This window comes from Halomonas sp., assembly GCF_031581305.1.
Taxonomy (GTDB): Bacteria; Pseudomonadota; Gammaproteobacteria; order Pseudomonadales; family Halomonadaceae; genus Halomonas.
The window spans coordinates 1-3365 of the sequence record NZ_JAVLBC010000272.1; the positions used below are offsets into that span (position 1 = coordinate 1).

3 protein-coding genes are annotated in these 3365 nt (G+C 66.2%); 2 read left to right on the top strand and 1 reads right to left on the bottom strand.

The annotated features are described in order from the left end of the window. A partial coding sequence (locus RI841_RS15560; RefSeq protein WP_310706542.1) for an aldehyde dehydrogenase family protein occupies positions 1-241 on the bottom strand: 241 nt, incomplete at its 3' end. Between the two features lie 223 nt (positions 242-464). Between RI841_RS15560 and RI841_RS15565 the strand changes: the two genes are divergently transcribed. Together RI841_RS15565 and katG are read left to right on the top strand one after the other, a co-directional pair. Continuing rightward, entirely contained in the window at positions 465-1421 is a 957-nt protein-coding gene (locus RI841_RS15565; RefSeq protein WP_310706543.1) for a LysR family transcriptional regulator, read from the top strand. 191 nt (positions 1422-1612) lie between these two features. Further along, positions 1613-3365, top strand: a 1753-nt coding sequence (katG, locus tag RI841_RS15570; RefSeq protein ID WP_310706544.1) for a catalase/peroxidase HPI, incomplete at its 3' end; no start/stop codon positions are given.

Consider the following 3365-nt stretch of genomic DNA (forward strand, 5'->3'; position numbering starts at 1 on the left):
GGTCGCGAATCAGCGCCTGCAGCTTGAGCATGATGCGCATGCGCTTGCCCAGCGGCACCTTGCGCCAGGTCTTGAAGGCCTCCTTGCCGCTGGCCACGGCCGACTCGACCTCCTCGGCGGTGCAGAACGGAACGCGGGCCACCACTTCCTGGGTGGCCGGGTTGACCACGTCGCGCCACTCCTGGCTCTGGGACTGGACGGGCTGGCCGTCGATGTACATGGGAATCTCGCGAACGGACATGGTGGCATGCTCCTCTGTGCTGTTCCTGCCCCGACCGCGACCCTGGCTTGTCGTTGTTCGGCCATCGTCAGGCGCCGCGCTGGCGGGGACATTAGACTTTATGTGTATCTATACACGAACCGTGGTGGTATCGAGTCTATACAGACGTCGGATGGCGTGACAACGGGCACTCGGGCACATTGTTTGTGCATTCACGCACAACCAGAAGGCCGCGGGAGATCTCATGCTCGACTGGCAGGACATCCAGATCTTCCTGGAGGTGGCGCGCAGCGAACGGCTCACCGATGCCGCCCGCCGCCTGGGGCTCGACCACTCCACCCTATCGCGGCGCACCCGGCGCTTCGAGCAGACGCTCAACACCCAGCTGTTCGAGCGCAGCACCCACGGCTATCACCTCACCGAGGCCGGCCAGCAGCTGCTCGCCCACGCCGAGGAGATGGCCCGCCACGCCTTCGAGGCGGGCGAGAGCCTCACCGACAAGAACCACCAGATCAGCGGCCAGATCCGCCTGGGGGTGACCGAGGGCTTCGGCACCTGGGTGATCGCCCCGCTGCTCTCGGCCTTCTGCGAACGCCATCCGGGCGTCACCCTGGACCTGCTCGCCCTGCCCCGGGTGGTCAACCTGAGCCGCCACGAGGCGGACCTGGCTATCACCGTGGAGCGCCCGGTGAGCCCGGGCCTGGTGATCTCGCGGCTCTGTGACTACCGGCTGCGCCTTTACGGCAGCGAAGGGTATCTGGCCCGCCACGGCAGGCCGGAGCGGCTCGCCGAGCTGGGTGCCCACCGCCTGGTGGGCTATGTCGACGACCTGATCTTCAGCGAGCAGCTCAGCTACCTGGAGCCACTGCTCGACCCCGCCGTGGTGGGCCATCCCGGGCCACACTTCGCCATGCGCAGCACCAGCGTCACCACCCAGCATGCCGCCTGCCTGCACGGGGCGGGCCTGGGTGTCCTGCCCTGCTTCATGGCCAGCGCCTCGGCGTCGCTGGTGAACGTGCTGGCGGACGAGGTGGCGGTCGACCGCCAGTTCTGGATCACCGCCCGCCAGGAGCAGCGTCGCCTGGCCCGGGTGCGCCTGCTCTGGGACTTCCTCCGCGAGGCCCTGGAGGCCAACCGTGCCTTCCTGGTGGGCGAGACAAATACCCTGGCGATGCCGCCTCCCGCCTCCGATACAGAATAGCTATCGACACGGTCGTCAATGTCACATTGAGCCAATGGACCAAAGGAGCGAAGCTTGAACTGGAAGGACAAGGGTTCCCGATCATCACGCTGCCTTACGGCTCATGGTTGACAGGGCTCATTGTCCTTCAGGATTGCCATCTTCTATACACAGGTAGCAATTCCAACAACGCAGCCAGATGGGAGAGCGATATGGGTGATCAGCAGAACGCCGGCAAGTGTCCGGTGATGCACGGAGGCCAGACCGCCAGCGGTCATTCCAACACCGACTGGTGGCCGGAGTCCCTGAACCTGGACATCCTTCATCAGCACGATCGCAAGACCGATCCGATGGGCGAGGACTTCGACTATCGCGAGGAGGTCAAGAAGCTCGACTTCGACGCGCTCAAGAAGGACATGCACGCCCTGATGACCGAGAGCCAGGCCTGGTGGCCGGCCGACTGGGGTCACTACGGCGGCCTGATGATCCGCATGGCCTGGCATGCGGCAGGCACCTACCGCATCGCCGACGGCCGAGGCGGCGGCGGTACCGGCAACCAGCGCTTCGCTCCCATCAACTCCTGGCCGGACAACGGCAACCTCGACAAGGCACGGCGCCTGCTGTGGCCGATCAAGAAGAAGTACGGCAACAAGGTCAGCTGGGCCGACCTCTTCATTCTGGCCGGCAACGTGGCCTACGAGTCCATGGGCTTCAAGACTTTCGGCTTCTCCTTCGGCCGCGAGGACATCTGGCACCCCGAGAAGGACACCTACTGGGGGGCCGAGAAGGAGTGGCTGGCGCCATCCGACAGCCGCTACGAGGACGTCGCGAAGCCCGACACCATGGAGAACCCGCTGGCCGCGGTGCAGATGGGCCTCATCTATGTAAACCCCGAGGGGGTCAACGGGCAGCCCGACCCGCTCAAGAGCGCCGAGCAGGTCCGCGAGACCTTCGCCCGCATGGCCATGAACGACGAGGAGACCGCGGCACTGACCGCCGGCGGCCATACGGTCGGCAAGACCCACGGCAACGGTGACGCCGAGGCGCTCGGCCCGGAGCCGGAGGCCGCCGACGTCGAGGCCCAGGGCTTCGGCTGGCTCAACCCCAACCAGCAGGGCAAGGCCGCCAACGCCGTCACCTCCGGCCTGGAGGGGGCCTGGACCAAGAACCCCCTCGAGTTCGACATGGGCTACTTCGACATGCTGTTCGGCCATGAGTGGGAGCTCAAGAAGAGCCCCGCCGGCGCCAACCAGTGGGAGCCCGTCGACATCAAGGAGGAGGACAAGCCGGTCGACGCTACCGACATGACCACTCGCCATAACCCGATGATGACCGATGCGGACATGGCGATGAAGATGGACCCGACCTACCGGGCCATCTGCGAGAAGTTCATGAAGGATCCGGAGTACTTCAAGGACTGCTTCGCCCGCGCCTGGTTCAAGCTGACCCACCGCGACATGGGGCCGAAGTCGCGCTACATCGGCCCGGAAGTGCCGGACGAGGACCTGATCTGGCAGGATCCGGTACCGGCCGGCAACACCAACTACTCGGTCGAGGCCGTCAAGAAGCAGATCGCCGGGAGCGGCCTCTCCATCGGCGAGATGGTCAGCACCGCCTGGGACAGCGCCCGTACCTTCCGCGGCTCCGACATGCGCGGCGGTGCCAACGGTGCGCGCATCCGCCTGGCCCCGCAGAAGGACTGGGCCGGCAACGAGCCGGACCGCCTGGCCAGGGTGCTGAAGGTCTACGAGAAGATCGCCGCCGACAGCGGGGCCAGCGTGGCCGACGTCATCGTGCTGGGCGGCAGCGTGGGCATCGAGCAGGCCGCGAAGGCCGCCGGCCACGACATCCTGGTGCCCTTCTCGCCGGGTCGCGGCGACGCCAGCGACGAGATGACCGATGCTGAGTCTTTCGAGCCGCTGGAGCCGCTGGCTGATGGCTTCCGCAACTGGCAGAAGAAGGATT

Bases quoted from the DNA above. Each gene is read 5' to 3' on its own strand.
- RI841_RS15565 (WP_310706543.1), top strand. From the start codon at position 465: ATGCTCGACTGGCAGGACATCCAGATCTTCCTGGAGGTGGCGCGCAGC.